This window comes from Moorena sp. SIOASIH, from assembly GCF_010671925.1.
Lineage (GTDB): Bacteria > Cyanobacteriota > Cyanobacteriia > Cyanobacteriales > Coleofasciculaceae > Moorena.
On the sequence record NZ_JAAHIH010000005.1, the window covers coordinates 1041850 to 1068700 of the forward strand.

The following is a 26851-nucleotide window of genomic DNA, read 5'->3' on the forward strand; positions in this document are numbered from 1 at the left end:
ACGACGACGACGGAGGTAATTACGGATTCTACGACCCGTGTAACCTTTATCTCAGTCTTAAAGGACTAATGCGAGGACGGCCTCGCCCAGAACGCGGGAGCAGCACCTTGTTCCATCAAAAGTTCTACGAAAAAGCGACTCGTTTCGTTGACCTGGACTAAGAAGAAATGTTATCGGTGTAACCATTACCTTCACAACCTATGTGTATTTTTGTACCTTAGCCTCCGCGAGAACGCCCTAATTTTTCATCTTCAGGTGCGACCCGTAGCGAATTTAATAATTAGATGCGGAAAGCGCACCTTCGCCGTTTTTTTTCCCCCAGCTGCGTGTTGATGGGCACGTATCACGGTGCCATCCACTTAGTGAACCTTCCAATCAAGATTTCCTCGATGATCAGCGATTGCTTCCAGATTTTCCAATATTTGGTTCCAGATTCCGGTTTTCTGCCATCGGTAAAACCTGGTTGCGACGCTTTTCCACTTGCCATAATCCCTAGGTAAGTCTCGCCACGGTGCACCTGTTCTTAGTACCGGTGAGAATTCCGTTGATAACCTTGCGGTGGTCTTTGTTTGGCTTACCTGTATAGGGTTTTTGTGGTGGTAGTAACGGTTTTAACCTCTCCCACTGTTCAAAACTTCACGTCCCCTCGATTCATGAATGCACCCTGCCTTCACACTACTTTTAGGATACAACGAGGCAAGAAAACACGCCCTAGTTGTTCTCGTGGTACTTTCGATAACCAGGCTGTAGAACTTTTACTGGCCTGTGCTGCCCTCAATCGTATGACCCATTTAGGTATGCCTGATAGCTATGCCCATGATTCTTAAGACTTCTCCTGAAAGGGGGAGCATTTTGATTCTTAATCATTAGACCTCTTGCAAAAATAAATATGAAATCAAAATCTATCCCTTTTGCCTTTTGCCTCTTGCCTTTTGCCTTGTAAACACCCACGGTTTATGAGACTTATGCAAGAGGTCTATTCATGCAACAAAGCCCTCAATTTCTAATTGCCTACCGCTATCAAAAGACGGAAGGGTACCCTCAGGATCAAAATTATCTCCTGATCAATGCCAACTAAAGTAACATGATTCCCCCTTTATGCTCTCTAACTATCACGATTTTTCGCTCCTTTTTGCCAGAAGGCTTTCCCAATAAAAACTGAGCGAGAACGTGGAACGTCAAGTTTTTTTTGCCACACTCCTACTACATATAAAGTTATTTTTGTCAATTTTTTTGTAAAGAAATATGTTTATCAAAAATCTTGGGTTTTAAACCCCGTCCTTCTAGGACGGCTTTTTTGTCACTTGTCACTTCTTAGTTTCATTTGGTGTAATGTGGTTAATGGGTACAGGCTGAGAATCCGAGGCGCAACCGGGTCAGAGACCCGCCACTGCTTGACCTTAAAGTAGAAATGCCCGGAGGGTAGGGAAAATCCTCTTTTCTTGATGCAGTCGCTCATGGGGGAAACCCCCAAGACCGCGCTGCATCGCTAAAAACCCAATCATCAATTAACAGTTGGTGTGTGAACCCAGCTGCATCACAGTTTGTAAATGAGATGGTACGGCGGGGCACGCCGAAACCAAGTGAAACAGAGGAGTAGTAAGCCCCCTCCTTGCAAACATAGCCCTTGACGGAATAGAAGATTACCATGTCATCAGCATATCTTACTGATGACATGGTAATCTTCTTAAAACCAAAAGACAACGCCACAAGAGTTTTGCAGAAGATTAAAACCTTCCTAGCAGAACGTGGGATGGAAATCAGCGAAGAAAAAACCAAGATAACTCACTCGACAGACGGATTCGACTTCCTGGGGTGGAATTTCCGCGTCCAGACAAACGGCAAACTGCGTAGCGTTCCCTCAGAGGAAAACTACAAAGCATTCCGTAAGAAAGTCAAAGCCGTGGTTAACAACTCGAACTATGGTGCAAAAGTCAAGGCCAAAAAGCTTGCCCCAATCGTTCGCGGTTGGAGGAACTACCACAAGAATTGCGACATGAGTGGTTCCAGGAATTTCCTATGGTTCCTAAACGAAGATACTCCACAACGATTCTTAAAAGAAAATAAAGTGGACAAACACGAAGCCGTAAGGTTAGTAAAGAAAGCCTTCCCGGAAGTTCCATATAAGCAATTCAAGCACGTCCCTGTCGAGGGAACTAAATCACCATATGATGGAAATTTGGTTTACTGGAGTAAGCGTAATAGCAAACTCTACGACAATGGGACTGCCAAAGCCAAGACCCACGCAAAACCATACATGTGGATGGTGCGGATTGAAGTTATTGCCTGGTGAAGATGTCCATCTCCACCATATAGACGGAAATCATGATAATTGGAAACCAAAGAATCTATCAGCGGTACACCATAGCTGTCACCAACTAATCCACATGAGCAAACCGAAAAGTAAGAATATCTAGGAGCCGAGTGAGGCAAAAGTTTCACGCTCGGTATGACAGGAGAGGTGCCCCGGATAATACCGGGCATCGACTCTAATGAGTAAGACCAAAACTTGGACGTCCGTCTAAGTTGAGGCATTTTTCCGTGTTCCCGTAGCGTGGCCTACGGCCACGCTAGAAACCCCAACTTACTTCGTTGAAGTAAGTTGGGGTAGTTCACGGGTCTACTTGAACATGACCAGTACAATAATTAGAGGTTCCTATTTATCTTCAATTAACCTGGTTGGATGGGGCATAAAGCCCCCGATGCAGATTCATTGAAGTAATCAATAACAATAGCTTTGCCAAAGGAGGAACTCAATCTTGGGTTAAAGTCAAGCGGACTTGAGTTAGCAACTCAGTTTACCCCTGAAAAACAAATCTACGAAGCCGATGACAGAAATTGGTATTGCTCCTCAGATCGATTATAAACTTACCAATCTTTCTCGCTTTTCTTCTTCACCACAACAATTACTGGTTGAGCATTTTCCGCAACTTCACCACTCAGTTTCAATTCGCTAATGGTCTTAGCAATCCTCTTAAAAAGCCTACCCTCACCATATTGCAAATCCTTAATATCATCCTTCTTTGCGGATCCCATGTCTAGAATAATGGTGTTTTCTTTCTGAAGTGTACTCATGGACGTTCTCCTAACTAAATTTTAGCAAGCTTTATCAAAAGTTATATCGTGCCCAGCTCCGCCCTTGTAAAAAACTTCAAAGTGATGTAATGAACATTCCAAAAACTTTTGAAGAAGTCAAATCCTTTTTGCCTTCAACAGAGCGATTAATTGACGCATTACATCGAAGTTAACGATAGACCAGAAACCAAACTAAAATTTCATCAACTTAGACATACTCTTGGAATAGTTCTTTCCGAAATCCTTAATCCAACCATTTTTCTTCTTACGATTGGACTTCTCATGGCGCTCCTTATAGACCGAAGTCGCCTCGTCGAGACGCTTTGCTTGTTTAAACATAGCCTTCTCAAGAGGCTTTAAAGCTGCTGCCTGCTTCTTCTTCTTCTTTTTCTTGCTCTTCTTACTTGAAGATCCAGACAAGAGCTCAGGTGTGCCTCCAAAAGAATCTTCACTGCGTAAAACGACAGCGCTCTTAATTCCCTCATTATCAGCCATAACTCTTAAGTTCCTAGATTGATTTAAGTACTACCACTAAATTATATAGCATAAAACCTCGCCGGGTGCATCTCAGTTTTGCAATTAGGCAAAAATTCCTACACTCACCACGCTCACCACACTCACCACGCTCACCACGCTCACCACGCTCACCACACTTCCCATCTTTTTTACAAATATGAGATGCACCCACCTCACCGGTCAAGAATTAGAGCTGATTTGTAAACAAAACCTTAACAAGCCAGTCGGCGAGTCATTAAACGAATCAGCTCCCCGTAAATCATCCCTTCACGCTTTGGTGGTGTACAATTCATACCAAATCCGGTTTAATAAGACTATATTCAAAACAATCAAAGTCCTTGCCTAGACTTGATTTGAGGATTTCATTAATTCACCTATAATAATCGGATTTGGTATCATTATCTTTGCTCAAACACCGAAATCGATTCAGCCAGCCAAATGTCCGTTCGACGATCCATCGTTTTGGTAATGTTTCAAATTCCAAAGATGTTCGCTCAATCACCGACCCCCGCACTTGCTTTCCACAGACTTGTTGCACCCCATGAGCAAAATTCTTAGCGCAATATCCGATCTGCGACCCAAACCACTTTTAACTCCCGGAGTTGGTCTTTGGCTTCATGCAAAACGACAATCACACCCAAAGGTTCCGAGCCATTGGCTTGATTGACTAACAGCCCAATCACCAAGCCTTGAGAATCTAGGACAATATGGCGTTTACGGCCATTAACTTTTTTGCCACCGTCATACCCGTAAACTGCCCCCTTTTTTCGGTGGTCTTCACGGATTGAGAATCGGGGATTCGGGCAAAGCCCGACGCTACGCGAACGCCACACTGGAGTCTTCTTCACCTCCCATTTGTTATCGGAGTTGATGACGCAATTGGTCATGGATTCTCAGCCCATACCCAAAGCGGTTGCCATTTACGGAAATAACCATAGACCCTTGGGTGAGGTAGAAAGTCATGGGGCAGCATTTGCCACGCTTGTTCCACTACGCTGCACATAGAAGATCCCGTTGATGATCTCGCGCCAGTTTACCCTCCTCGGATGTCCAAATCACAACTGCAACGGTATAAGCGGTCGCAATTCTTCCCATTCTACATCACTCATATCACTTGGATAGGGTTGGCGGTGAGGATTGAAGATTTGAGGCAAACGACTCATGGATACAGGGTTCAACTCGTCTTCTCATTCAGATTATAAGTCACTCAGCCAGCCTTCGAGTTAGCTTTAGATTTTCTTTACAAATCAGCTAAACTGACGTGAGTAGGGAAAGTGCATCATTTCATAGTAAGAATTCAGGTCATCGGAATCAGGGAAGAATAACAAACCGTTGGGGAAACGGTAGCCTCAAGAGCTTGTCGGAAAAACTCCACAGCCGAACGACCCTGGACACGGCAAGTTTGGATGACACTGAGTTTTTCCGCTGTTTCCCGAAACCGTTCCATGGAAAGGGAACCAGCACAGACCTTACGTTTGGTCACTGCTGGACGCAATGCTCTTTCCGCTCAATTATTATCGGGTGGAACTTCTGGGTAGCCCTTGGAAATATAGCGCTACGCGCAAGTCAGCAAGGTTGGAAGTCAAAAGTCTAGGACTTACGCATTTGCCCCCGTTGGTCCCCCAATTCTGGGGGACTTTGACATCATTACCCCCCCCGGTGCGCTTGACCCGTAATTAAATTCGCCACGGGTCGCACCGCAAAATTGGGGGGCTAGGGGGGCAAAATCCACTTAAACGCGTAAGTCTTAAAGTCAAAAGTAAGCTATGACTAAGTTTCAGAGTTTAGGAATGTCAAACATCTGAATGGGTAGTACTATACCACCATTGGGCAGCTTTGTTTTGTAAGAGTTCCCAGGAGTAACCCAGCTGCGGCTCCGGCGTGAGAACTCTATTTTTCCAATGCTTTCTCCAACTTGGGTTTGAACTGAGCTACCCACCCTCGATACGCAGATCTCCTATTGAGTCTCTCGGCATTTTTGATGCGATGAGCGTTGGCCTCATCAATTAAATCCAGGAACCGTTGTCCCAATTTCGGGTTATTGTCATGACCCAAGCAGTGTAATTGTTTGAAGTGCCGTCTGCTGATGAGCTAAACACTTCTGCTGGTGAGCCACTTTGTAACCGTTATAGACACGTTCTGTCATCGGAACTGAGCACTCCAGCAAATTCGGAACCCATAATTTGTTAGAGTTCCACCCGCCCTCGGGTATCTGCGGCATGGAACGCCCGAAAATTTGGCTCCAGCAACAGTCCACAACCATTCTTTAACTCCAGCCACCCCCCACGGGGTTTCATCAACGTGCAGGTGTTGCTGTTGTTGCGCCCACTGCCAAAGTTCTTGAATAGGTATAGCTACCGACTCCGCTAGTGGTCGATTGGTGGCGCCATTAGTTCCCACTCCGATTTTGAGTCCCGTCAACTCTAGTAGCCATTCTTGTTGTTTTTCTTCGGATAGGTTTCCCTGATTTTCCATCCAAGCCAGCATCGCGCTGTTGGAGATGCCCAAGTCTTGTCCGGGGATGACTCCAGGGGCTTTGGCTTCAATGACAAAGCCTGTGACAATGGACACATTTGCAAGTGTGATACTGATATTCGACTATTTCTACGGGACGCTCTACGAGTTGGGCGACTTGTTGACGGCTTACAGATACAGGTGAGTCTTGGAATTCAACAGCCGCCACAGTTGGGACACACTGATGGTCTGACAATTTGATAGCGGTCTACTCGCGCCATACCTTTTCTGGTTTTTCCTTGATGTCCCGGTTGCCCTCCAGGTTTTCTTTTGGCTTGAGGGGCGATTGACTCTGGCGGTTTGGGTTTTTCCGATTTCTCAATTAAGTCCGCGCTATGACGGTTGTGAGGTAATTTGGGTGTTGGGTTTAAGTCTGAGCTTGAGTTGGGCTAATTCCTCCAACAGTTGGTCGATCAGCTTTTGTTGCTCTAGTATCATGACCACCAACTTCTCCGTTGTCAGTGGCTTGAGTTGGGGGGGGAGCTAGTTTTTCGGGTTTTGGTTTTTCGCTGATGCCTTTGCTGTAAAGGATTTCAAGATTTTTTCAACCCCCCTCACCTGAATTCTTAGATTTCATATAAAATCATTGAGGGCACAATAACTATAAAATCATTGGGGGCACAATAACATTGAGAATCAAGGCAATAAAATCCATATTTAGCGTGTCAAAAAAATTAAACACACTGTATATGGATTAGTAAGCATCGATTGATATCAAGGTTTGGATGTTCGACAAAACCCAAAATCAGGTTGCAGATTGCGTCCCGCTATCAGCAGTCACCACTAAGTTTGGTGAAGAACTCGTTGTGTCCAACGTCTAACCAAGCTACCACTCTAAGCGAACTGAAAACCAGGCTTGCAATGCCCCTAAATTAAGGACAGCAAATAGCTGAGTAATCATGTCGTCAGAGAAAAGTAATCAAATTTGAGAAGTTATGAGGTCAAAGTAGTGAGGATCCTCTTAATCTGCACTGAGAAGCTTCCTGTTCCATGTATTCGAGGAGGTGCAATCCAGACTTATATTGACGGAATACTACCTTATCTAAGCAAGTTTCATGACGTTAGTGTTTTTTCTGTCACTGATTCAGATTTGCCCAATCAACATGTGCTGAATGGAGTCAGCTACCAGCGCTTCCCGACAGGTGATATTGAGGCTTACTACCAAGCAGCTGCTAAATTTGTAGCTGAGGAACGATTCGATTTAGTCATTCTTTACAATCGCCCTAAATACTTACCCTCTATTGCTGCTGCTAGCCCTAGTAGTCAGTTTCTCCTGAGCATGCACAATGAAATGTTTCATGAGGACAAGATTAAACCTGAGGTTGCTCAGAGTTGTCTAGAGAAGGTTAGAGGAGTCATAACAGTCAGCAAATTTATTGCTGATGGAATTGCCGATCTCTTCCCTGAATACCGACATAAACTTCATCCCGTATATGCAGGCGTTGACTTAGAGAAGTTTCAGTCCCGATGGTCACCGGAAGGATCTAGACGTCGCCAAAAATTGCTAAGTTCTCACAGATTGACCGATCGCAACATCGTTGTCTATGTAGGTCGATTAAGTATTAAGAAAGGACCCCATATCCTGATTTCTGCCCTACCCCAAATTCTAGAACAACACCCATCAACATTTCTTCTTATGGTGGGTAGCAAATGGTACGGCCATAACGAGGAAAATAAATATGTTCGTCAACTGAAAGAACAAGGAAAAACCTATGAAGAATCAATTTACTTTACTGGCTTTATTCCACCTGCCAATGTCCAGAAGTACTTCCTCATGGGTGACATCTTTGTTTGTGCATCTCAATGGCAAGAACCTTTAGCACGAGTTCATTATGAAGCAATGGCAACAGGTCTTTGTATGGTTACCACAATGCGAGGAGGAAACCCAGAAGTAGTCATCCCAGATATGAACGGTCTCTTGATAAGTGACTATGAGAATCCCGATGCCTTTGCAGGAGCAATTAACTATTTACTGTCCAATAGAGAGTTAGCTGAACAAATGGGTCGATACGGACGCCATCTGGGTGAAAAGTATTATGGTTGGGAGCGGGTTGCTTCAGACATTTTCCGGATTATTTCAGACTGCTGCCTATCCTAATCTTGCATAAGACACAAGATCAGGGGAGAAGGATCGTCTAGTAAGAGCTGATTTGTAAACAAAACCTTAACAAGCCAGTCGGCGAGTCATTAAACGAATCAGCTCCCCGTAAATCATCCGTTCACGCTTTGGTGGTTTACAATTCATAATCTTTGCTGGCTCTCCTAGACTGATTATAGTAAATGAGTAGTTTAAATTAGCTTAACTCCTTAAATAGCAAAGGATTCAATAAACTAAAAATATATTTTTATTAAAATTGCATTTTTAGTTTACTCAAAACCTTACTTAGTAAGGGCTATGGCTATTATTTTATACTAATTTATCATAGCCACCCTAGGAGAGCCTCTTTGCTCAAACGCCGAAATCGATTCAGCCAGCCAAATGTTCGTTCGAGGATCCATCGTTTTGGTAATGTTTCAAATTCCAAAGATGTTCGCTCAATCACCGACCCCCGCACTTGCTCTCCACAGACTTGTTGCACCCCATGAGCAAAATTCTTACAGTAAAGTGATTGTCAGTGGTAGTCGCAACGGAATAGTAAGATTGTGGGACACACAAGGCAACCCAATTGGGCAAATCTTTAAGGGGCATAAAGCTGATGTTACAAGTATCAGTTTCAGCCCTGATGGTCAGACAATTGCCACTGCCAGTCTAGATGGAGCTTTCATACTCTGGAATCTTCAAGGTCAGGAAAAGCTAACTCTCCAAAGCTTTGGTGCCACAATCAGCAGCGTTAGCTTCAGTCCTGATGGTCAGACAATTGCCACTGGTAGTTTAGATGGAACTGTTTAGCTCTGGAGTCGGGAAGGTCAGGAACTCCAAATCTTGCGAGGTCATAAGAGAGGGATTACAAGTATGAGCTTTAGTCTCGATGGCAAAATTTTAGCTACCGCCAGCAAAGACTTTACTGTCAGACTCTGGAGCGTTGAGGGTAACCTATATTGGTCACATCAAAGTCTCGTCCCATACTTTTCTCGATAAAGGATGGAATCTCTTTCCGGTTGATTCCCCAAGGCATTACCGGCGTCACATAATCCCGAGTCTTTTTCCGTAAGCATTCAGCCGTCAGCTGTCAGCCGTCAGCCGTTAGTGGTCAGCTTATTGTATTCAAAAGCTTTTCGTAAAGTAGCGTGCCGATAGCGCATAAGCTGATAGCTGATAGCTGATAGCTGAATGCTGATAGCTGATAGCTGATAGCTGAATGCTTACCTTTTTCCAGCCGTCGGGTGATAGTGTCTTTTGGGCAACCCAGTTCGGAATAACGTCGAATATAATCGTCAAAATTGGATGCCGCTCTGCAAGGGTTTTGAGAAGATCCCGAACTTCCGACTCCTGAAAATACATGAACAAACCCTGAGCTGTTATACACACAGGTCGGTCGGTCGGGATTTGGTCCATCCAAGCATAATCCAGGGCGGAACAAGTAATGTGCTTCCACCTGTCACCCGGCGATATAAAGTGCTCACGAGGGCGGATCGACTCAGGTAAATCTATTGTGTACCAGGTCGTTTGAAGATCCGCCAAACGGAAACGCTGGGTTTCAAGCCCTTCCCCAAGGTTTACCACCACGCCACTTGGGTGCTTTTTCATAAACGCTATAATTTCTGAGTCAAAAGCGATCGAACGCAGTGCGTGCACTGGATCCGCCTTTCCAAAGGATCGTTCGTAATCGTATTCAATCGCCTCTTGACACTCCCCGCCCTGGAAGGACGGGGATTCTTGATTCAACGAGATGACTTGTTCAACCAGGCCGGAGCCAGGAAAAATAGAGGTCTCCTCTCCCCAAGCGTATTTGGTCTATGACCCAGGTTTCGGTGTGCCCCACCGTACCTAATCTAGTTAACAAGTTAGATAAACTTTTTGTTGATATTATGTTTTCGTAGATATCAAAATCTAAGAATTTGACTATGCAACAAGCTGATATATTAGCTTATTTTTTACATCATCTACTTATTTTAATATCATGTTTATCTAGAACATTAATTGTTTTTTTCGTCAGGTTTTAATCTTAACACGATGCGAGAAAACCGTCAAGTCTTAATTTCAAAAAAAGCCGTCCTATAAGGACGGGGCTTTAAACCCAAATTTTTTGGTAAATTTCAACGGCCTTGGGATCCTGTATCACCCCGTCTGACCGCATTGCTTCGTTGGCTCGATTGTGCAAAGTCCAAAGCATTGTTTCAGGAATACCGGTTAGCTTTTCCAATTCTGAATAGATAGTGAATACCTTGTTAATTATCGCTTTTAAGAACTTGCTTGTTGAGTGCGATCGCTTTCGGCAAAGCCGAAAGCGATCGCACTCCCTTCCCCGGACACCTCTGTTTCCCTACAAAAGCCCGAGACTCTGATTAGACCTAAAACCAGGAAAGATTTGGGCTAAATTGGAGTCTCCAATCTCCATATGTTCCCTTAGCACAGGCATCAGCACGTCACGAAAATCGGTAGTTACTGCTAAGTCCCGTTTTTCATACAACTGGGACTCAGCCAAACCGGGCCACTCTCCATAGACCTTACCACCGCGAACTCCTCCACCCAAGACCCAGATCACATTCCCGTGTCCATGGTCAGTACCCTTGTTACCATTCTCTGCCAGGGTACGACCAAATTCTGACATCACCACAATCACAGTATCGGCATAAATCGGTTCTAAGGCTTTGACTAGAGTAGCCAAGCCAAGCCCCAGAGGCTTAAGTTTTCGAGCGAGCTGTCCTTGACTACCTCCCTGGTTAACATGAGTATCCCAGTCACCTAAGGCCAAAAATGCCATTTGGGTCTTAGCATCCCCCACCATCAGCTTGGCTAATTTTCGGCTATCACCAACAAATTTAGAGGAAGGTGGTGCTCCCCGGTTAGCTGCCATCATTTCTTCGTTTAGCTCAGCCAGCAGTATCTTCCGTGCCTCACTTCCTTCCTGATAAGCCCGATTAATAGCATCATTACCACGATAGAGCTGATCAAAGGCCGCATCAATTTGGGGACGGTCTACAGGCAGCTTGTGATTATAATTTCTCCCCATCGGTAAATTAGCCACTGGCATCTGACCGGATAGAATCCGTGGCGTTGTTGTGCCCATATTCACCGCTTGAGTTGGTATTTCCTTGGGAATCGTCCCTAATAGTCGATTCATCCAGCCATCATCTGTACTCTTAATGCCTGGGGTGCCACTTTCCATGTAATCCTGAGCATCGAAATGGGAGCGAGTAGAGTCTGGTGAACCACTGGCGTGAACAAAGGCTAAACTTTTCTGTTTCCAAAGAGGCATCAGATCAGCTAGAGCTGGATGTAAGCCAAAGTAACCATCTAAATCCAAGACTCCCCCTTTTTCCCCGGTGCGAGGAATCGCAATTCTCGGTCGCGCTTGGTAGTAATCAGCGTCTTGGTATGGCACAACTACATTCAGTCCATCTACCCCACCCCGCAGGAAAATAACAATCAGTCGCTTACGGTGATTAGTATTTGCTGTATTTGCTAATCCTCTAGCTACCCAACTTCCCATAGAGATAATTCCCCCAGCAGTTATAAGGCTAGCTTGTTGTAATAATTTGCGTCTTTTCATTGTTTTTTTTTATAGCATAGGGAACAGGGAACAGCGGATCTGGGAACAGGGAGCAGGGAGCAGGGAACAGGGAGCAGGGAGCAGGGAGCAGGGAGCAGGGAGCAGGGAGCAGGGAGCAGTGAGCAGGTAATAGGGGAAAAATACTGTGGTTATCATAGCTATGAAAACCGCTATAAATTTATTTGATAACAATCGCAAATTTTGAATTAAAAATTGATTTAAAATTAAATTTTTTTAATTGCAATTTACAACTAACAAATCATAATTTATCAGTCATAATTTATCAGTCATCCTTCAAAAAGGATAGCGTTTCTCAGACTTATGAGGTGTATAGCGGTTTTGTAGCTAGTAAGGTACAAGTTTTAGGGAGCAGTGAGCAGTGAGCAGTGAACAGTAAAAAGGTAAAAAATTTTGTGTACCTGATTAGACTAAAAACCGCTATATTGTTTCTTTTGCCTTTTGCCTTTTGCCTTTTGCCTTTTGCCTTTTGCCTACTCCCTACTCCCTACTCCCTACTCCCTATTCCCTATTCCCTGTTCCCTATTCCCTGTTCCCTAAGATATTACCGATACATCATTTCTGGACTCCCCAAAATCAAGGCGGCCCTTAGCTTAGCTGGACTAGTCTCGATGACTTCTTTGGTTTGGTCAGAAAAATGATTGGCTAGGGTTTTTCTGAGTTGGACAGCATCTACAGGTTTACGCTTTTCTTTAGGTTGACGCTGCTCGAAATTACCATTGGCTAATGCAGTGGCAAAGCTGACCCGGCGAATCATCCCATCTGGACTGAGCCAAGCCTTCTCAGTGTTTTTGTAACCATTGGGAGTTGGGCAGCCGTAGATGGGCATTCCTAGCTGACGGATAATACCAGAGAGGGTTTTCCATTTGGGCTTTTTACTCCCTGTAGCTCGCACTGCTGAGATGATGTAGTGATAGGGGGATTTAAATTTACTGTTGTAATACTGAGTGTCCCAAAATTCAGGGCTTTGAAATAGGGTTTTGAGAACCTTACGAATATCCCCATCGGTCTTCAAAAAGCGTTGGGCTAGAGTGTCTACTAGCTTTGCTGGTGGCTGATCAGCTACAAAGTACTGGGCTAATTTGTAGCTAATGTAATGGGCGGTGGAGGGATGACGAGCCAGGAGGTCTAGGGCTTGCTCTCCTTCTAGGCTGCCACTACCTGGAATCGGTGTACCCAGCAAAACCTTATCACTGTAATCATGGCGCTTACTTTGGAAATAAAATCCCCTACTGTCACCGTGCTTACCCTCACGGTCAGTAGTCCAGCCAGTCAAGATCCGCGCTAAGGTAATTACATCCTCTTGGGTGTAGCCACCATCTACTCCTAGGGTGTGGAGTTCCATCAGTTCCCGAGCATAGTTTTCATTAAGCCCTTTGTATCGACCACGAGCTCCTGGACTTCCTGGTGCAGTGTTTTGGTGGTTGTCTAAATAGAAGAGCATGGCGGGATGGTGAGCTGTAGCACCTAACAAATCCCGAAAACGACCAAGGGCATGGGGTCTAATGGCATCTTGTTCAAAGGAGCTAACCCAGATCCGATTCAATCCCTTGCTATCAAAAACATTGAAGTGGTTGAACCAGAAGTCTACCATTACTTCCTGAAGCTGTTTAGGGCTAGCGATCGCTCTGATTAAACGGGCTTCTAATCCCTGCTGCCTAGGTATTTGCGATCGCTTTTGAGCCTGCTTGCGCTGTTGCTGACTCAGCTGCCGTTTCTTTTTACCTTGTGGTGGTGCATAGGCTTTCCATACCTCCACTGGATTCAGTTCAAGGGTTTCTAAATCATTGAGTTGTTTCCTAAGTGGTGGCGGTTCAGGGATAGATTCTGGGGAAAGCTGGGACTGAATATAGGCATCAACCCCCATGGATTTCACCCGTTCGATGTCCCCAGGGCGAGGACCAAAACTAACGCGATTGAGGACATGTAATACTTTCGGGTTAGTGGATAAACTGGCTGCGTGCCAGGGCTTGGGTAGTTCCCAGAGGAGGATGACTGCCAAGATTAGCCCTAAGAGCCAGTAGACAGGCTTAAGGTTCAATTTTCCCAGATACATTGGTTTTAGGGAGTAGGGAGTAGGGAGTAGGGAGTAGGGGGAAGAGTTTTGTTACTAGTGGTTTCACCGCACGGGCAGGGGGGAGTAGAAAAAAATCCTGTGCACCTCACTCGTGATCATAATTGGGCTTGATTAGTTCCTCAACACTGAGGGATCTCGCCAGTGGATGATCAGCCACAATTGCCTTTGGCAGTGCCTTTGGTAGACTGGTCTGGATGCAACTGCTGACCTTCATCCTTTTTTTCATACTAATGGTATTCGCTAGATAGTGGACAGAGCTATACAACTAGCTCTCAGTAGATGACCAGTGAATCAGCGACCTTAGGCGTAGCGAGAGGCAAATGCGATTGACCAAAGGTCACGCTTCGCGAACGCATGGTGCAGCAGCAGAAAAGTCTGGCAACGATCAAGCCCATCCCATCACTAGATGTTCAGCCGTTGCTCAGCCCGAAGATACCGGAAGTGGGGTACTTTACCTAACTCTCTTTTCGCTTCAAGCATTAAAATATTAAGAATTGTGTCTAAGTCTTGCTAGAGATTAGTCAGGAACGGATGCAAGACATCAGCAATTCTATATATTCACATCCAAAACAGAAACAAAATGGCAAAACATACTAAGGCTTTCATGTCCCGAACCGTAAAAAAGAATCAGCCTACTGGGGTCAAGTACATGACCAAAAACCAAATGGAGTACTATATGGGTGCTAAACTGCTGGAAATTGGGGTTGAACCGAAATCAGCTATTTATCGATGGTCAGTAGAAACCAAAGAAAACGATAACGAGGAAGTTTGGACTTACGCTGCCTACTGGGGAGATTCCAAAGAGCAACTATTGCAAGAGGAGCAGGAATCAAAAGACAATTGATATTGCATTTCCCAGGGAAAGGCAAGAGCCAAGAGTGTGGGTAGAGGGGGTAGTGTGGGGAAAGGGGGGATTCCTATTGCCTATTGCCTATTGCCTCTTGCCTATTGCCTCTTGCCTTTTGCCTTTTGCCTTTTGCCTACTCCCTACTCCCTACTCCCTGTTCCCTACTCCCTATTCCCTTTCCTATTGATATTACTGCAAACCCCACCCATCGTTTACTTCTAGGATTTTTGCAAATCAATACAGTCATTAGCTAACTGGTCAGCTTCAAGGTTTTGGGTTTTGTTAATCCAGATTAATTCATAGAAATCCAGTTTATCAAGAAGGGTTTTGGCTCGGCTGTGAAAGCTAACTAAATTGTTGTTTTTAACCATATAATCCCCATGGAGCTGGTTAATTACTAGTTCGCAATCCCCATAGATTTTGGCTTGTTTTGCTCCAAGCTTTATAATTTTCTGTAGTCCAAGGATTAGTCCCATATACTCAGCTTGGTTCTGGGTAGTAAATCCTAAGTATTGAGAGACTGGATAAACTTCACCTTGGTACTGAATTATAGCACCACAGGCGGATTGATTAGTGCGTCTTTTGCTGACACCATCGAAATGAATAATAGCAAGATTATTCGATTTATCTGTCATGATATTGTTTAGATTTTAAGGTGGGCAAAAACCGTTTGGTTGTAAGCATTTAGCGGTCAGCGGTCAGCGGTCAGCGGTCAGCGGTCAGCGGTCAGCGGTCAGTGGTCAGCGGTCAGCTGACCTCAAATAGCGTGGCACAGGCTTCGACGCTGTGAGGTAACCCATAAGCTGATAACTGATAGCTGATGGCTGATAACTGATAGCTAATAGCTGATAACTGATAGCTGATAACTGATAGCTGATAGCTGATAGCTGATAGCTTACCTTTGCCCACCCTACTGTAATTGGTATTTTTTTACTGTCGAGCTACTTCTGTTGTATTCACCTGCCAAATTTTAATCGTCCGATCAAATCCCCCAGTAGCCAGAAAACGTCCATCCCGACTAAAGGCAACGGATTGTACCCAATCTTGATGTCCAGTCAACCAAGCAATCTGCTGACCAGTGTTCAAATTCCACAACCGAACCCCATCACGACTAGCACTAGCGAGAATTGTGCCATTAACTGGATTAATTGCGATCGCACGAATCTTTCCAGTATGTTTGGTCAAGGTATACTTAAGCTGCCAAGTCTGCGTATCCCAGACCCTAATCTTACCGTCATAACCACTGCTTACTAGGGTTCTACCATTAGGGGTAAAGGCAAGAGCACTAGTGATACCTTGATGAGCGGGAATAACGTAAAGCGGTTGTCCTGTGTTCAGATTCCAAATTTTAATTGTGCCATCCTTGAGTCCACTGACCAGGGTTTCGGCCTTGGGATGAATTGCTAGGGAATAGGTTGGATGATCAAAATCTGCCAGATTGTAAAGGGGACGTTGGTTTCTGAGGTCCCACACCCGAATACCATCCAATCCCCCAGTCACTAACACCTTACTATCTGAGGTCATAGCTAGGGAAAGCAAATTGCTAGTATGCCCTAGAAAAGTACGGGTATAGTCTCCTGTGTAGTCTTCCTGATTCCATTGCCACAAATTGACCCCACCATCCTCCCCGACACTAGCCAGTATTGTCCCATCAGCACTAAAAGCCATGTCAGCCACTGAGGTTTGGTGTACTCGCAGGCTATCAATTTCACGACCGGTTTTCAGCCACCATAATTTCAGATGGGCATCACTCCTGCTCCCCCCACTGAGTAGCACTCGCCCACTAGGACTAAATGACAAAGTATCCACAGCAGTAGAATGGGCTTCAATGGTACGCACTAATTGAGGAGTTCTCCAAGATTGAGCCTGGGATGAAGCCATTTCCGGCATCGCTCCAACCATTAGCCCCAGTCTTGATTCCCTAGCGTAGGTGGTACTGGTGACCACTGCCATGATCCCGATCACAGTTCCCAAAATCGCCAACGGTGTTTTTTTCATTCTGGTTGTTCGCGTAGCGTGGCCTTTTGGCCAAGGTTAGGGCAAATCGTCTTACTTTTCAGCGCGTCAGGGGGATGTTCTTGCCAACCGGAAATTATACCCAACAACTCGGACTTTAGTAGTTCCAATGCTTCTATTTGTTCGGTGATTGCCTCAATCTTGAGCAGTAGATGCTGCTTAACTGCTCCACAAGGTAACTCACCAAAGTCATGGATTTTGAGGATGTCTTGAATCTCACTAAGGCTAAGTCCTAGGGATTGGGCACGTTTTATAAAAGCCAGTCGATTCAACACCTGCCTCGTAAACAGGCGATAGCCGGAAGGGGAGCGGGTTGTGACTGGCGTAAGCAGACCAATCTCTTCGTAATAGCGAATGGTCTTCACGGGCAACCCGCTATGACTAGCTACCTGACCAATTTTGAGCCAGTCCTCTGAATTGGCCAAAAGGTCATTGGTAATTGGTAATTGGTAACTGACCACTGATAACTATGCTCTCCCCTCTGTTTCCCCTATTGCCTTAGGGATGAACAGTTTGATCTTAAAACAGCCTGAACCTATCGAGGTGGTTGACGTCGAGGTTGTTGACGCTTGACAGCACTCAACATCGGTAATGGTGGACGGGAAGAACTGGGGGGAAGATACCGCTCCACAGGTTGCTCAGCCAGTTCAGTTTGCTGACTTTGGCTTTGCCACCAACGGACTGCCACTGCTATTGCTACCATCATCAGTCCAAAACTGAATAATGACCAGCGTCCGCCGACACCACCAATCACAGCATCCACCGCTCCCATAATCACGATGAAGCCTGAGATTGGCTCTTTACGGTAAGCTGACTTCAACACTCGATGCCATAAAGCATTTATCACGGCTTACTACTTACTCTATTTCACAGATTTACTTCTTTTGTAACAGAATAGTTGACACTCCCCGCCCTTGAAGGACGGGGATTCTTAGTTCTACGACACGCCTTAAAATTAGCTATCCAGCAAAGGCAATATTTAAGCCAAATACCCGTTCATGCATAACCAAGTATCGAGCCTAATTTAACTAATCCCAGTGGGCTTATCTCCCTAAGCGTTGGGCATTTCCCCGTTCCCGTGTGCCCCACGGTACGTTATATATTTTGAATTTGCTACTTTACTGGTTTTCGGTATCTGTTAAGATCCATGCGTATAGCGAGGTTTTTCGCGCCTCGTGTACTAGCATCGCTTTACGTCGTTATTAATTGAGGTAGTACCGACGAATCCTACCTGTGCTAGGCTACACACTTAATATATTATACACCTTTTTCTAATAAATTCTGGAAAAGCCGCCCTAAAAGGGCAAGGCTTGAGACCCATTATTTTGGTCAGAAGTGCCCAACTAGAGCACTAACTTAGTTGGAGGACTTCACTGTTATTGAGAGAGATATATATAATTCTTCGATATCCCCAGAGCAACCGGGAAATTTAAGATCAATTTCGCCAATCCTTGAAACCATGGCAGCGTTTATTCTTGAAAGCGCTTACAGGAGTAGGCCAGTAGCTTAAGCGACTCTCCTACTGACCTACTCTCCCACTGACCTACTCTGGGACTAGTTTTACTGTAAGCCTAACCAGGTTAATAAGTCTTGACCAGTAAAGTATTCAATTGCCAGAGTCAAAATAAAACCAATCATGGCAGCTCTACCATTCAAGCGTTCTGCGTAATCATTAAACCCAAACTTAGGTGACTGGAGTTGAGGGACTTTAGAGGGTTGGGGTTGCGTCATAGTGATAAAAGTTGCCAAGCTATAGTAGAGTTACGTGAAGTACCCTAGCCTGCTTCGCTGAGAATGCGTTCGCGTAGCGTGGCCTACGGCCATGGGATTGCTCGCATTCTCAACTCAATCAGGGACGGTCTTATTCGTCTTTCGGGTTTCCCGTTTCATCCGCCGATGCCTCAAACAGCAAGCTGCAATACGGTCTTACTCAGCGTCCACAGGCAGACATCCGCCTTCCGCAGACGTATAGTTTACTCGACAGACTCACCTTGGAATTACAGCACTATGGCTAACCAGCCGGGGCAAGTCTCTTCCCTGAGCTCTGCTAGTACTTTGTACACCTAATGGCCTAAAAACTGATAGGATATTAGACCATTTGTAAGCTAGCCTTTTAGTCAGTCAGGCGGGTCAGCAACCATCTTTATTCTAACATGAACCGTGATGATTTGTCATCAAAAGTTGTCGTCTCGCTATCCATCCTAGAGACGAAACCGATAGATAGGGTCGCCTTAATCAAAAAGTTTTAACCAAAGGTGCGCTTGACCCGTAATTAAATTCGCCACGGGTCGCACCTCTTTTATGCATAGCCGACTAACCATAAAGGCGACCCTATCCTTACGGTAACTTCAACACCCTGGAAGAGGGTGGGGAATTCCGCGAGTTTTGTTAACTTTACTAATTTTAACATTTAGATCATATTTAAATACAGCACCAGTAAGCCAAAGAGGTAAAAGCATGGAAATAGGTGTTCCCAAAGAAACGAAAGATCAAGAGTTTCGTGTGGGATTAACCCCCAGTAGTGTCAGGGTTTTACAAGAAGCGGGTCATACAGTTTTCGTTGAAACTAATGCTGGCACTGGTGCTGGCTTTACCGATCAGGACTATCAGCGTCAGGGAGCCAAAATTGTCTTAGACGCTGCTGAGGCTTGGAATCGGGAACTAGTAGTCAAAGTCAAAGAACCCTTAGAGCCAGAGTATCCCTTGCTTCAAAAAGGACAGCTGTTGTTTACTTATCTACACTTAGCCGCTGACCGTGCTTTAACCGAGCAGTTGCTGCAATCGGGGGTGATTGCGATCGCATATGAAACAGTAGAACTCCCAGACCACACCCTACCGCTGCTAACCCCGATGAGCATTATTGCTGGTCGTCTTTCCGTACAATTTGGAGCCAGATTTCTGGAGCGTCAGCAGGGGGGAAGAGGGGTGCTGTTAGGCGGTATTCCCGGAGTCAAACCAGGTAAGGTGGTAATTCTTGGTGGCGGAGTTGTAGGTACAGAAGCCGCCAAAATAGCTGTGGGGATGGGAGCGAGAGTACAGATTTTTGATATTAATGTTCAACGGTTGGCTTATTTAGAAACCATCTTTGGCTCAAGAGTTGAACTCCTCTACAGCAATTCAGCAGAAATTGAAGCGGCTGTTACTGATGCTGACCTCCTGATTGGGGCAGTGTTAGTGCCTGGTCGTCGTGCTCCCATTTTAGTCCCGCGCTCTCTGGTCAAACAAATGGTTACTGGCTCAGTGATTGTGGATGTTGCTGTGGATCAGGGAGGCTGTATTGAAACATTACGACCCACATCCCATACCAATCCCATTTATATCGAGGAGGGTGTGGTTCACTATGGGGTGCCTAATATGCCTGGAGCTGTCCCCTGCACATCAACTGTGGCTCTCAACAATAGTACTTTCCCCTACGTACTCAGTCTGGCCAATCAGGGGTTGAGCGCTCTGGAAAATAATCCCGCTTTAGCCAAGGGCGTTAATGTCGAGAATCACCAGTTGGTTCATCCAGCAGTCCGAGAAGTGTTTCCCGATTTAGCTGATGGCTAAGGTTTTTTTGCTATAGCAATCCTAAATGATTACTATAGCAATTTTCAATTAGGTAAGCTACAAATTGGGTTTTAGGGAACAGCGGATCTGGGAACAGATAACAGATAACAGGGAAAAAATCCTCTGTACCTCATTAGGTGAGAAACACCTATATAGCAATCCCTGTAGGAATTGTGAGAATTTTTGTTGTCAGGTTCCCGACTCCCGACTCCCGACTCCCGACTCCTGACTACCGACTCCCTTTGCCATAACATTTTCTTGCTAAAGTCTTGAGAAAATGTTTTAATAGACATATCGATTAGTGTCCGCTAGCTCAAAAAAAGTTGTGAAATTTTTATTAAAAAAAGAATTAGCGACTGTTACCAATTACATGTATTAGGAGCTTTTTAAGGTGATGCGTGATCAGGTGTTGACCTGGTTAGCAGATAATGTACCGTCTTCTCGGCTACAGCATATATTGCGGGTTGAACAGATGTCTGTTGAACTCGCTGAGCTTCATCATCTCAATGCTCAGCAGGCAGCTAAAGCAGGGTTGTTGCACGACCTAGCCAAATGCTTTAAGCCTGAGCGCTTGTTGCAAATGGCTAGGGATAATGGCATAGAAGTCGATCCAGTCTGTGAAGCCGCGCCTCACTTATTGCATGCAGATGTCAGTGCTATTGTTGCCCAAGAGCAATTTGGAGTCAAAGATGAAGCAGTATTGCAAGCGATCGCTCTCCATACCTTAGGGCGTGAGGGTATGACCCCCCTCAGTTGTGTTGTGTTTATTGCTGATACTATTGAGCCAGGTCGTGGTGAGACACCGGATTTACAAACCTTACGAAATATCTCCAAGCAAGACCTATACAAGACTGTTTGGTTAGCCTGTGACTACTCTTTAAAATTCCTGCTAGAGAGTCCTCGTCCCATTCACCAACGTATGATCTTGACTCGAAACTGGGCGCAACAGATGTCCAGGAAGACAACAGCTAAAAGAGACCGTAAGACAGATTGTGTAAATGCCTAAAGTCCCCCGTGCCTAGCTTTCAGGAAAGTTTCGTCAACAGCAGTGTGAGTGTCAAATGAAGAAGCAACGAAAAGAAATGAAAAGAATTGTACAGCAAGTGATTAACCACAAGGAAACTTAATTACTATTAGAACAGATTGTTTTGTAAAGCGAGGAATTAAACGCTTAATGAGAGATCAAAATAATAAGCCCTCCACCTTAGTAACCCCTGATACCGAACACCAGGATGCTAGCTATGGGTTAGCACTAACCGTTGCTCAAGCAGCAGATGACCGCAAGGGTGCAGATATTGTGATTCTGTCGGTCTCAGAGGTATCGTACATCACAGATTACTTTGTAATTGTGACCGGGTTTTCTAGGGTACAGGTCAGGGCAATCTCTCAGTCGATTGAACAGCAAGTAGAAGAGGCATGGAACCGTTTACCTGTGCGAACAGCAGGAAAAGCAGAGGGAATCTGGATACTTCAAGATTACGGTGACGTGATTGTCCATATCTTGCTGCCTGAAGAACGGAAGTTCTATAATCTCGAAGCATTCTGGGGCCACGCGGAGCAGATTGAGTTTCAGGCATCCTAATTGCAGCAATGACAAAAAAATAATCATGAAATCTCCCGTTTATGTATGTCCTGTTCCAGAAGAGCAGCAACCCATAAATGAATACCAAGAACTAAAGGAATCTTGGTTTTTTAACTGGGCAAGGCTGGAACTACCAAATTATGTGATCAAGCTGGCGTGGGTTTGGGGGTTGAGCTGGCTGATTTCAGGGCCGATAGCAGCCGTGAGTTTTCCACCCCAAAAAGCTATAATCAAGTTTCTGCTCTGTGGTGGAGCAGGAGCAAGTATCTTCTTGATTTTAACTTTGCTGCGGTTATACCTGGGTTGGTACTATGTAGGCGATCGCTTGATCAGAGAAACCATAGTCTACGAGGAGTCAGGCTGGTATGACGGTCAAACCTGGACAAAAACTCCAGAAATTTTGGCTCGCGATCGCTTAATTGTTTCTTATGAACTCCAACCAATTCTGCGACGTTTACACTGGACGTTCGGATTTTTGATTATAGTCGTGATTGGTGGCAACATCATTTGGCGTCTGTTATCAGCCACCTAGCTCGATTGCTCCAACTAAGCTATAGGGTAGCTTTAAGTCTAATCCATGACCAGGGGAAAACGTACTAAAACACGAGCCTTAGAAGTCCGTTTACTACGGGAAGGCATTATCGAATCAGTTCATTCAGCTCAAGCGGTTGTGTGTGATGACCGGGGACGGATGTTATATGTTGCGGGTAACCCAGAAACCTCAACATTCATTCGCTCTGCACTCAAACCTTTCCAAGCCTTAGCGGTAACTACCACAGGTACCCTTGAGCGTTACAATCTCACCGACCGAGACTTGGCTATTATGTGTAGTTCCCATCACGGCACGATGGAGCAGGTAAGGCAGGTCTTTAATATTCTTTGGCGCTGTGATGTTGACCCATCAGCACTACAGTGTCCCATTCCCCCAGGCCAGGAAAGTTCACTGCAGCATTGCTGTTCCGGTAAACATGCTGGAATGTTGGCTGTTTGTCAACAAAGGCAGTGGCTACTCAAGAGCTATTTGGAGTATAATCATCCCGTGCAAATGTTAATCTTAAGCCAAGTAGCGGAGCTGCTACAGATGCCGGAGCAAGAGTTAATTCTCGCTCACGACGACTGTGGCGCTCCGACTTATTTTTTACAGCTACGGCAAATGGCTTTATTGTACGCTCTGCTCTCTTCTGGTAATAATCTGGCCATGGAGCGTATTGTCCGCGCCATGATCAGTCATCCCCAGATGGTGTCCGGGGATGGGGGATTTGATACAGAACTGATGCGATTATCCGAAGGAGAACTGGTCAGTAAATCGGGAGCACAAGGGGTTCAATGTATCGGTCGCGTTGGCCAGAATATGGGTCTAGCCATTAAAGTCCTCGATGGAGGCAAATCACCTAAGTATGCTGCAGCCATTGCCCTACTTAAGCAAATGGCTTGGATTACCCCTTCCGTGGCAGATACCTTGGAGTCGATGTTTATTAATCTCAGTAAATACAAGCGTTTAGAAGTAGTTGGTGAGTTATCTATGCCTTAGTTGGGAATAGGGTGTAGGGTGTGGGGGGTAGGGTGTAGGGTGTGGGGTGTGGGATATGATAACATGTACCATTATTGTCCTTAAAAACCATCATTCTCCTTCCTGTCAGGGAGTGTGGAGCCCGGGCACTGGGAGTATGGAGTAGCTATACACATACATCCAGAAATTATTACCTTAGTTCCAATCACTCCAAACCCTACACCCTACACCCCACTTCCTACACCCTAAACCCCACACCCCACACCCCACACCCCACAGCCTATTCCCAGAGCACTCTTACAATTAATTTGAGAAATTTTCAATTTCCCCTTGCCACTTTTGGAAATTAGGTGTTATAGTTAAAAAGACGACGCGGGATAGAGCAGCCTGGTAGCTCGTCGGGCTCAACAATCAAGTTAGCTAGACGCTTAATAGCGAGCTTGAGCATGGGCGGCACGAAGATAAATCTCCGTGTGTTTACCTGTCAAATTCGGGGAAGCCTGTAGCGAGGTAATCCCGAGCCAAGCTCCCAAAAGGAGAAGGTGTAGAGACTGGTTAGGCAGGCACCCTAACGTTTAAGGCGAGGGTGAAGGGACAGTCCAGACCACAAACTGGAAGATCCAGGCAACGAAAGTTGTAGTTGGTACGCATAACCCGAAGGTCGGTGGTTCAAATCCGCCTCCCGCCACTTGATAGAATATTATGAAGCCCTGCAAGGTTATGTCTTTGCGGGGTTTTGTGATATTAGGGAATCGGGAATCGGGAGTCGGGAATCGGGAGTCGGGAGTCGGGAAAAAATTTATACAGCATTACGCATTAAGGTTAGGACATTAATACAAGCTGAAAAGCTATTATAGTAAACTTTTGCCTTTTGCCTTGCGCGTTTATCCCCTTGTAAATCAAAATTGTTACAGAAGCTTTCACGCTACAAATATAAAGATCTTTATCACTAGCATTAGGGTTTTAAATTGGGTTTTAGTCCATCCTACAAAGTTTACGATCTTCATTGCTAGCACTGGGATTATTTTTCAGGTAATCTTCTAGTCCATTGCAAGCGTATTTGAGGAGTTCCTCTCGGTTAAAGTTCCACAATTTCACGGTATTGTCAGCACTAGCAGAAGCGAGGTATTTACCATCGGGACTGAAGGTGACATGATAGACCAGACCCTCATGGCCAGTTAAGGTGTCCACTAAATTCCCGTCTAGCGTCCATAATTTCACGGTATTGTCAGCACTAGCAGAAGCGAGGTATTTACCATCCGGGCTGAAGGTAACATGATATACAGAATAGTGATGGCCAGTCAAGGTTTCTACCAGTTTCTCTTTTCGTTTCCATAATTTCACCTTATTGTCCGAACTAGCAAAAGCGAGGTATTTACCATCCGGGCTGAAGGCAACATGATAGATAAAAGACTGATGGTTAGTCAAGGTTTCTAGCAGTTTCCCTTCTCGTTTCCATAATTTAACAGTTTTGTCTGAACTAGTAGAAGCGAGGTATTTACCATCGGGACTGAAGGCAACATGATATACAAAAGACTGATGGCCAGTCAAGGTTTCTAGCAGTTTCCCTTCTCGTGTCCATAATTTAACAGTTTTGTCTGAACTAGCAGAAGCGAGGTATTTACCATCGGGACTGAAGGCAACATGATGGACAAAAGACTGATGGCCAGTCAAGGTTTCTAGCAGTTTTCCTTCTCGTGTCCACAATTTCACCGTCTTGTCCGAACTAGCAGAAGCGAGGTATTTACCATCGGGACTGAAGGTAACATGACAAACCACATCGTGATGGCCAGTCAAGGTGTTCACCAATTTCCCCTCTCGTGTCCACAATTTCACCGTCTTGTCATAATTATTAGAAGCAAGGTATTTACCGTCAGAGCTGAAGGTGACATATTTGAAGGTGACACGGTTGAGCTTACACCTATTGCCAGACAACTTGTCCCCCAATGTCCACTCTCCCGTCCACATCTCGATCAATTTACCCTCTGCTGTCCACAATTTCACAGTTTTGTCTGAACTAGCAGAAGCGAGGTATTTACCATCCGGGCTGAATGTGACTTGAGAGACATTTTTTTGATGATGCCCAGTCAAAGTGCCCACCAAATTCCCGTCTACCATCCACAATTTAATAGTTTCGTCACGACTTGCAGAAGCAAGATATTTTCCATTGGGACTGAAGGTAACTTGATAGACAGAATCCTGATGGCCAGTCAAGGTGTCTACTAAATTCCCGTCTAGTGTCCACAATTTAACAGTTTTGTCACCACTTGCAGAAGCAAGGTATTTACCATCACGACTGAATGCAACATGAGATACAGAATCCTGATGGCCAGTCAAGGTGTCTACCAAATTCCCGTCTAGTGTCCACAATTTAACAGTTTTGTCACGACTTGCAGAAGCGAGGTATTTACCATCAGGACTGAAGACAACATGATGGACAGAAGACTGATGGCCAGTCAAGGTGTCCACTAATCCCCCCTCTAGTTTCCACAATTTCACCGTATTGTCACTAGCAGAATTAGCAGAAGCGAGGTATTTACCATCGGGACTGAAGATGACATTAACATTTGGGGGACTGAAGATGACATTAACATTTGGGGGACTGAAGGTCTTATGAACTACCCTACTCTGATGGCCAGTCAAGGTTTTCACCAAATTCCCGTCTAGCGTCCACAATTTCACCGTTTTGTCACGACTTGCAGAAGCGAGGTATTTACCATCAGGACTGAAGGTGACATGATAGACATCATTCAGATGCCCAGTCAAGGTTTTCACCAAATTCCCCTCTCGTGTCCACAATTTCACCGTTTTGTCCCAACTAGCAGAAGCGAGGTATTTACCATCGGGACTGAAGATGACATGATAGACATCACTCAGATGCCCAGTCAAGGTTTTCACCAAATTCCCGTCTAGCGTCCACAATTTCACCGTTTTGTCAGCACTAGCAGAAGCGAGGTATTTACCATCAGGACTGAAGGTGAGATGATAGACAAAAGACTGATGGCCAGTCAAGGTTTTCACCAAATTCCCGTCTAGCGTCCACAATTTCACCGTTTTGTCCCAACTACCCATAGCAAGGTATTTACCATCGGGACTGAAGGTGACTTTATGAAGAGTGGGTCTGTAGAAGATACCATAGATAGGACGATGATGCCCAGTCAAATGGTTAATCTCTCTTATTTGATTAACATTTTGCCGCAACAAGTTTACACCTTGAATCAAAATATCTATCGTTGGTTTCTTTGCTTGCTGCAATTTTTGATTTACTTCAATTGCACCCAACTGAACATCTAAACTTTTCTCTCCTGAGACTAAGCGAGACTTTAACCCTGCAATTTCAGCTTTAAGATTCGCATTGTTTTTACCGATAAGCGCCTCGCGCCATTGCCAAACTGCCACTGCTGCTACCCCAGAGATGGCTACAAATCCTGCGGTTATTAAGCCTATAATACTTTGACGCTGACGTTTTTGGTATTTCTGACTCAAGCCAATA

Annotated in this window: 26 protein-coding genes and 6 pseudogenes; 13 read left to right on the forward strand and 19 right to left on the reverse strand. The window is 45.1% G+C overall.

The window, feature by feature from the left end:
* Nucleotides 1-359: 359 nt before the first annotated feature.
* Both F6J90_RS31850 and F6J90_RS43855 read right to left on the reverse strand, forming a co-directional pair.
* Nucleotides 360-467, reverse strand: a pseudogene (locus F6J90_RS31850) (IS5/IS1182 family transposase); the annotation flags it as partial.
* Nucleotides 468-492: 25 nt separating this feature from the next.
* Nucleotides 493-618, reverse strand: a pseudogene (locus tag F6J90_RS43855) (hypothetical protein); the annotation flags it as partial.
* Between the two features lie 1030 nt (nt 619-1648).
* On the opposite strand from F6J90_RS43855, the gene F6J90_RS31855 reads away from it, so the two are divergent.
* Entirely contained in the window at nt 1649-2293 is a 645-nt protein-coding gene (locus F6J90_RS31855) for a reverse transcriptase domain-containing protein (RefSeq protein ID WP_366513928.1), read from the forward strand.
* A 575-nt stretch (nt 2294-2868) separates the two neighbouring features.
* Here the strand turns inward: F6J90_RS31855 and F6J90_RS31860 are convergent.
* The 6 genes and pseudogenes from F6J90_RS31860 to F6J90_RS31885 all read right to left on the reverse strand — a co-directional run bounded on the left by F6J90_RS31860 (nt 2869) and on the right by F6J90_RS31885 (nt 6162).
* Nucleotides 2869-3075: a hypothetical protein gene (locus tag F6J90_RS31860; RefSeq protein WP_293103096.1), complete on the reverse strand. Its 207-nt coding sequence runs from the start codon at nt 3073-3075 to the stop codon at nt 2869-2871.
* A 192-nt stretch (nt 3076-3267) separates the two neighbouring features.
* Nucleotides 3268-3570 (reverse strand): hypothetical protein, encoded by a 303-nt coding sequence (locus F6J90_RS31865; protein WP_293103098.1) that lies wholly within the window; start codon nt 3568-3570, stop codon nt 3268-3270.
* A gap of 421 nt (nt 3571-3991) precedes the next feature.
* A pseudogene (locus F6J90_RS31870) lies at nt 3992-4093 on the reverse strand (transposase); the annotation flags it as partial.
* A gap of 52 nt (nt 4094-4145) precedes the next feature.
* A complete protein-coding gene (locus tag F6J90_RS31875) occupies nt 4146-4478 on the reverse strand; it encodes a transposase (protein ID WP_293103101.1) in 333 nt (110 codons plus the stop codon).
* A 410-nt stretch (nt 4479-4888) separates the two neighbouring features.
* Nucleotides 4889-5128 (reverse strand): annotated as a pseudogene (locus F6J90_RS31880) (transposase); the annotation flags it as partial.
* Nucleotides 5129-5733: 605 nt separating this feature from the next.
* Complete coding sequence (locus F6J90_RS31885; RefSeq protein WP_293103104.1) at nt 5734-6162, reverse strand: transposase; 429 nt, start codon at nt 6160-6162, stop codon at nt 5734-5736.
* Nucleotides 6163-7054: 892 nt separating this feature from the next.
* On the opposite strand from F6J90_RS31885, the gene F6J90_RS31890 reads away from it, so the two are divergent.
* Nucleotides 7055-8203, forward strand: coding sequence for a glycosyltransferase family 4 protein (locus F6J90_RS31890; RefSeq protein WP_293103107.1), 1149 nt, complete (start codon nt 7055-7057; stop codon nt 8201-8203).
* A 343-nt stretch (nt 8204-8546) separates the two neighbouring features.
* Here the strand turns inward: F6J90_RS31890 and F6J90_RS31895 are convergent.
* A pseudogene (locus F6J90_RS31895) lies at nt 8547-8648 on the reverse strand (IS5/IS1182 family transposase); the annotation flags it as partial.
* Between F6J90_RS31895 and F6J90_RS31900 the strand changes: the two are divergent.
* A complete protein-coding gene (locus F6J90_RS31900) occupies nt 8633-8995 on the forward strand; it encodes a hypothetical protein (protein ID WP_293103110.1) in 363 nt (120 codons plus the stop codon). The pseudogene F6J90_RS31895 and the gene F6J90_RS31900 sit on opposite strands and share 16 nt — an antisense overlap.
* A 27-nt stretch (nt 8996-9022) precedes the next feature.
* Nucleotides 9023-9184: pseudogene (locus tag F6J90_RS43860) on the forward strand (WD40 repeat domain-containing protein); the annotation flags it as partial.
* Nucleotides 9185-9310: 126 nt separating this feature from the next.
* Here F6J90_RS43860 and F6J90_RS31905 read toward each other — a convergent pair.
* From F6J90_RS31905 to F6J90_RS31920, 4 genes are all read right to left on the reverse strand, one after another.
* A complete protein-coding gene (locus F6J90_RS31905) occupies nt 9311-9931 on the reverse strand; it encodes a class I SAM-dependent methyltransferase (protein WP_293103113.1) in 621 nt (206 codons plus the stop codon).
* A gap of 598 nt (nt 9932-10529) precedes the next feature.
* Entirely contained in the window at nt 10530-11759 is a 1230-nt protein-coding gene (locus F6J90_RS31910; protein ID WP_293103116.1) for a DUF1501 domain-containing protein, read from the reverse strand.
* 9 nt (nt 11760-11768) lie between these two features.
* Nucleotides 11769-11915: a hypothetical protein gene (locus tag F6J90_RS31915; RefSeq protein ID WP_293103119.1), complete on the reverse strand. Its 147-nt coding sequence runs from the start codon at nt 11913-11915 to the stop codon at nt 11769-11771.
* A gap of 406 nt (nt 11916-12321) precedes the next feature.
* Nucleotides 12322-13818, reverse strand: a complete 1497-nt coding sequence (locus F6J90_RS31920; protein WP_366513929.1) for a DUF1800 domain-containing protein — start codon at nt 13816-13818, stop codon at nt 12322-12324.
* A 356-nt stretch (nt 13819-14174) separates the two neighbouring features.
* Here F6J90_RS31920 and F6J90_RS31925 point away from each other — a divergent pair, with 356 nt between their 5' ends.
* The 3 genes from F6J90_RS31925 (at nt 14175) to F6J90_RS31935 (ending at nt 14923) form a co-directional block, all read left to right on the forward strand.
* Nucleotides 14175-14345: a hypothetical protein gene (locus F6J90_RS31925; RefSeq protein WP_293103125.1), complete on the forward strand. Its 171-nt coding sequence runs from the start codon at nt 14175-14177 to the stop codon at nt 14343-14345.
* 89 nt (nt 14346-14434) lie between these two features.
* On the forward strand, nt 14435-14698 hold the full coding sequence (locus F6J90_RS31930; protein ID WP_293103127.1) for a hypothetical protein: 264 nt from the start codon (nt 14435-14437) through the stop codon (nt 14696-14698).
* Between the two features lie 36 nt (nt 14699-14734).
* Nucleotides 14735-14923: a hypothetical protein gene (locus F6J90_RS31935; protein ID WP_293103130.1), complete on the forward strand. Its 189-nt coding sequence runs from the start codon at nt 14735-14737 to the stop codon at nt 14921-14923.
* Here the strand turns inward: F6J90_RS31935 and F6J90_RS31940 are convergent.
* The 5 genes from F6J90_RS31940 to F6J90_RS31960 form a co-directional block, all read right to left on the reverse strand.
* On the reverse strand, nt 14920-15336 hold the full coding sequence (locus F6J90_RS31940) for a ribonuclease HI family protein (RefSeq protein ID WP_293103133.1): 417 nt from the start codon (nt 15334-15336) through the stop codon (nt 14920-14922). The two genes, F6J90_RS31935 and F6J90_RS31940, sit on opposite strands and share 4 nt — an antisense overlap.
* A gap of 295 nt (nt 15337-15631) precedes the next feature.
* On the reverse strand, nt 15632-16699 hold the full coding sequence (locus tag F6J90_RS31945; RefSeq protein WP_293103136.1) for a WD40 repeat domain-containing protein: 1068 nt from the start codon (nt 16697-16699) through the stop codon (nt 15632-15634).
* Nucleotides 16696-17178: a heavy metal-responsive transcriptional regulator gene (locus F6J90_RS31950; protein ID WP_293103138.1), complete on the reverse strand. Its 483-nt coding sequence runs from the start codon at nt 17176-17178 to the stop codon at nt 16696-16698. Before F6J90_RS31950 ends, F6J90_RS31945 begins: the two co-directional genes overlap by 4 nt.
* Before the next feature lie 74 nt (nt 17179-17252).
* Nucleotides 17253-17561 carry a hypothetical protein gene (locus F6J90_RS31955; RefSeq protein ID WP_293103307.1) on the reverse strand — a complete coding sequence of 103 codons (309 nt, stop codon included), beginning with the start codon at nt 17559-17561 and terminating at the stop codon, nt 17253-17255.
* 716 nt (nt 17562-18277) lie between these two features.
* The gene (locus F6J90_RS31960) at nt 18278-18448 is read right to left on the reverse strand and encodes a hypothetical protein (protein ID WP_168166507.1); all 171 of its coding nucleotides are present in this window, start codon (nt 18446-18448) and stop codon (nt 18278-18280) included.
* A 726-nt stretch (nt 18449-19174) separates the two neighbouring features.
* Between F6J90_RS31960 and ald the strand changes: the two genes are divergently transcribed.
* The 6 genes from ald to F6J90_RS31990 all read left to right on the forward strand — a co-directional run bounded on the left by ald (nt 19175) and on the right by F6J90_RS31990 (nt 24192).
* Nucleotides 19175-20266 (forward strand): alanine dehydrogenase, encoded by a 1092-nt coding sequence (ald, locus tag F6J90_RS31965; protein WP_293103141.1) that lies wholly within the window; start codon nt 19175-19177, stop codon nt 20264-20266.
* A 394-nt stretch (nt 20267-20660) separates the two neighbouring features.
* Complete coding sequence (gene yqeK, locus F6J90_RS31970; protein WP_293103309.1) at nt 20661-21272, forward strand: bis(5'-nucleosyl)-tetraphosphatase (symmetrical) YqeK; 612 nt, start codon at nt 20661-20663, stop codon at nt 21270-21272.
* A gap of 168 nt (nt 21273-21440) precedes the next feature.
* On the forward strand, nt 21441-21848 hold the full coding sequence (gene rsfS / locus F6J90_RS31975) for a ribosome silencing factor (protein WP_070392641.1): 408 nt from the start codon (nt 21441-21443) through the stop codon (nt 21846-21848).
* 25 nt (nt 21849-21873) lie between these two features.
* Nucleotides 21874-22380, forward strand: coding sequence for a CGLD27 family protein (locus F6J90_RS31980; RefSeq protein ID WP_293103144.1), 507 nt, complete (start codon nt 21874-21876; stop codon nt 22378-22380).
* A 45-nt stretch (nt 22381-22425) separates the two neighbouring features.
* Nucleotides 22426-23379 carry an asparaginase gene (locus F6J90_RS31985; RefSeq protein ID WP_293103147.1) on the forward strand — a complete coding sequence of 318 codons (954 nt, stop codon included), beginning with the start codon at nt 22426-22428 and terminating at the stop codon, nt 23377-23379.
* 681 nt (nt 23380-24060) lie between these two features.
* Nucleotides 24061-24192 (forward strand): hypothetical protein, encoded by a 132-nt coding sequence (locus F6J90_RS31990; protein ID WP_293103149.1) that lies wholly within the window; start codon nt 24061-24063, stop codon nt 24190-24192.
* A 141-nt stretch (nt 24193-24333) separates the two neighbouring features.
* On the opposite strand, the gene F6J90_RS31995 is transcribed toward F6J90_RS31990, so the two are convergent.
* Nucleotides 24334-26844 carry a WD40 repeat domain-containing protein gene (locus F6J90_RS31995; protein WP_293103152.1) on the reverse strand — a complete coding sequence of 837 codons (2511 nt, stop codon included), beginning with the start codon at nt 26842-26844 and terminating at the stop codon, nt 24334-24336.
* Nucleotides 26845-26851 lie beyond the last annotated feature (7 nt).

Bases quoted from the DNA above. Each gene is read 5' to 3' on its own strand.
- rsfS (WP_070392641.1), top strand. From the start codon at position 21,441: ATGAGAGATCAAAATAATAAGCCCTCCACCTTAGTAACCCCTGATACC.
- ald (WP_293103141.1), top strand. From the start codon at position 19,175: ATGGAAATAGGTGTTCCCAAAGAAACGAAAGATCAAGAGTTTCGTGTG.
- F6J90_RS31990 (WP_293103149.1), top strand. From the start codon at position 24,061: ATGAAGCCCTGCAAGGTTATGTCTTTGCGGGGTTTTGTGATATTAGGG.
- yqeK (WP_293103309.1), top strand. From the start codon at position 20,661: ATGCGTGATCAGGTGTTGACCTGGTTAGCAGATAATGTACCGTCTTCT.
- F6J90_RS31855 (WP_366513928.1), top strand. From the start codon at position 1,649: ATGTCATCAGCATATCTTACTGATGACATGGTAATCTTCTTAAAACCA.
- F6J90_RS31860 (WP_293103096.1), bottom strand. From the start codon at position 3,075: ATGAGTACACTTCAGAAAGAAAACACCATTATTCTAGACATGGGATCC.
- F6J90_RS31900 (WP_293103110.1), top strand. From the start codon at position 8,633: ATGTTCGCTCAATCACCGACCCCCGCACTTGCTCTCCACAGACTTGTT.
- F6J90_RS31910 (WP_293103116.1), bottom strand. From the start codon at position 11,759: ATGAAAAGACGCAAATTATTACAACAAGCTAGCCTTATAACTGCTGGG.
- F6J90_RS31925 (WP_293103125.1), top strand. From the start codon at position 14,175: ATGCGATTGACCAAAGGTCACGCTTCGCGAACGCATGGTGCAGCAGCA.
- F6J90_RS31915 (WP_293103119.1), bottom strand. From the start codon at position 11,915: ATGATAACCACAGTATTTTTCCCCTATTACCTGCTCACTGCTCCCTGC.
- F6J90_RS31945 (WP_293103136.1), bottom strand. From the start codon at position 16,699: ATGAAAAAAACACCGTTGGCGATTTTGGGAACTGTGATCGGGATCATG.
- F6J90_RS31930 (WP_293103127.1), top strand. From the start codon at position 14,435: ATGGCAAAACATACTAAGGCTTTCATGTCCCGAACCGTAAAAAAGAAT.
- F6J90_RS31960 (WP_168166507.1), bottom strand. From the start codon at position 18,448: ATGACGCAACCCCAACCCTCTAAAGTCCCTCAACTCCAGTCACCTAAG.
- F6J90_RS31985 (WP_293103147.1), top strand. From the start codon at position 22,426: ATGACCAGGGGAAAACGTACTAAAACACGAGCCTTAGAAGTCCGTTTA.
- F6J90_RS31865 (WP_293103098.1), bottom strand. From the start codon at position 3,570: ATGGCTGATAATGAGGGAATTAAGAGCGCTGTCGTTTTACGCAGTGAA.
- F6J90_RS31940 (WP_293103133.1), bottom strand. From the start codon at position 15,336: ATGACAGATAAATCGAATAATCTTGCTATTATTCATTTCGATGGTGTC.
- F6J90_RS31980 (WP_293103144.1), top strand. From the start codon at position 21,874: ATGAAATCTCCCGTTTATGTATGTCCTGTTCCAGAAGAGCAGCAACCC.
- F6J90_RS31875 (WP_293103101.1), bottom strand. From the start codon at position 4,478: ATGACCAATTGCGTCATCAACTCCGATAACAAATGGGAGGTGAAGAAG.